General features: G+C 71.9%; 1 protein-coding gene and 1 pseudogene. Both read left to right on the forward strand.

Annotated features, from left to right (window positions below; translation table 11 throughout):
• Window positions 1-270: pseudogene (locus HW445_RS28360) on the forward strand (hypothetical protein); the annotation flags it as partial.
• Between the two features lie 78 nt (window positions 271-348).
• Window positions 349-1,971: a malate synthase A gene (gene aceB, locus HW445_RS28365; RefSeq protein ID WP_180223713.1), complete on the forward strand. Its 1,623-nt coding sequence runs from the start codon at window positions 349-351 to the stop codon at window positions 1,969-1,971.
• Window positions 1,972-2,084: the final 113 nt, after the last annotated feature.

Here is a 2,084-nt window from a genome sequence, read left to right on the forward strand (position 1 = left end):
CGGGTGCTGGAGGCGGGCCTGGCCGACGGTCCGTCAGCACTGCCCCGGGCCCTGGTCTCGGCGGCGTACGCCGGTGTACGCGGCCACCCGGTACTGTTCGGCGCCGCGCACTGGGCGGGAATCGCCGCGCGTGCGGAGGGCGATCAGGGGGCACGCGCCTACCTGAGGGCGCGTGAGGCGGAGGTCGCGCTGGTGGAGTGCGCGGATGTGGCCGACCCCCGCGACATCGACACGGTGCCGGATCTGGCCCGCCTGCGACCGGAGCGATGAACCTCCCTTTCCGCCATGAGGAATCTGGTGTCCACTTGTCAGAAGTTCCGTACGTGCCTCTGCTGAAGGAGTCCGCTGATGTCCGCACCCGCGCCGTCCCCGGCCACCGTCGTCGACGCCGAGCCCCTGCCGCGGCAGGAGGAGGTCCTGACCGATGAGGCCCTCGCCTTCGTGGCGGGGCTGCACCGCCGTTTCACCCCGCGGCGCGACGAACTGCTCGAGCGCCGTGCCCGGCGCCGTGCCGAGATCGCCCGGACCGCCTCCCTCGACTTCCTGGCGGAGACCGCCGCGATCCGGGACGACGACACCTGGCGGGTGGCTCCGTGTCCCGAGGCGCTGCGGGACCGCCGGGTGGAGATCACCGGGCCCACCGACCGCAAGATGACGATCAACGCGCTCAACTCGGGTGCGCGGGTCTGGCTCGCGGACTTCGAGGACGCCCTCTCCCCCACCTGGGAGAACGTGGTGACCGGGCAGCTCAATCTGATCGACGCCTACCGCCGGGACATCGACTTCACCGACGCCGCGTCCGGCAAGTCGTACGCGCTGCGGCCGGACGAGGAACTGGCGACGGTGGTGACGCGGCCGCGCGGCTGGCACCTGGACGAGCGTCACCTGGAGGTCGACGGCGAGAAGGTGCCGGGCGCCCTGGTCGACTTCGGCCTGTACTTCTTCCACAACGCCCACCGCCTGCTGGAGATGGGCAAGGGCCCGTACTTCTACCTGCCGAAGCTGGAGTCGCACCTGGAGGCGCGCCTGTGGAACGACGTCTTCGTCCACGCCCAGGACGTCCTCGGCGTGCCGCAGGGCTCGGTGCGGGCGACGGTGCTGATCGAGACCATCACGGCCGCCTACGAGATGGAGGAGATCCTGTACGAGCTGCGTGACCACGCCTCCGGGCTGAACGCGGGCCGCTGGGACTACCTGTTCTCCCTCGTGAAGAACTTCCGCGACTGCGGGCCGCGCTTCGTGCTGCCGGACCGCAACGCGGTCACCATGACGGCCCCGTTCATGCGTGCCTACACGGAACTGCTGGTCCGCACCTGTCACCGGCGGGGTGCGCACGCGATCGGCGGCATGGCCGCGTTCATCCCCTCCCGGCGGGACGAGGAGGTCAACAAGGTCGCCCTGGAGAAGGTGCGGGCGGACAAGGACCGGGAGGCGGGCGACGGCTTCGACGGCTCGTGGGTCGCCCACCCCGATTTGGTGCCGCTGTGCGAGGCGTCCTTCGACGCGGTGCTGGGCGACCGGCCGCACCAGAAGGACCGGCTGCGCGAGGAGGTCGACGTGCGGGCGGCCGACCTGCTGGCGGTCGACTCGCTGGAGGCCCGGCCGACCTACGCCGGTCTGGTCAACGCGGTCCAGGTGGGCATGCGGTACATCGAGGCGTGGCTGCGCGGGCTGGGCGCGGTGGCGATCTTCAACCTGATGGAGGACGCGGCCACCGCCGAGATCTCCCGGTCGCAGATCTGGCAGTGGATCAACGCGGGCGTCGAGTTCGAGAACGGCGAGAAGGCCACCCCGGAGCTGACCCGCCGGGTCGCCGCCGAGGAGCTGGCGCACCTGCGGGCCGAGCTGGGTGAGGAGGCGTTCACGGCCGGTCACTGGCAGGAGGCGCACGACCTGCTGCTCAAGGTGGCGCTGGACGAGGAGTACGAGGAGTTCCTCACCCTGCCGGCCTACGGGCGCCTCGCGGGCTGACACCCGGTCCCGGACCCACGGTCACCCCGGCCACGGCCCCGTCCGCGTCGCCGCCCGGGGGCGGCGCCGGAGCCCGGAGCACGCTCAGGTCCGAGCCGCACCCGGGTCCGGCG

The sequence above is a fragment of the Streptomyces sp. UH6 genome (assembly GCF_013421635.1).
Taxonomy (GTDB): domain Bacteria; phylum Actinomycetota; class Actinomycetes; order Streptomycetales; family Streptomycetaceae; genus Streptomyces; species Streptomyces abyssomicinicus.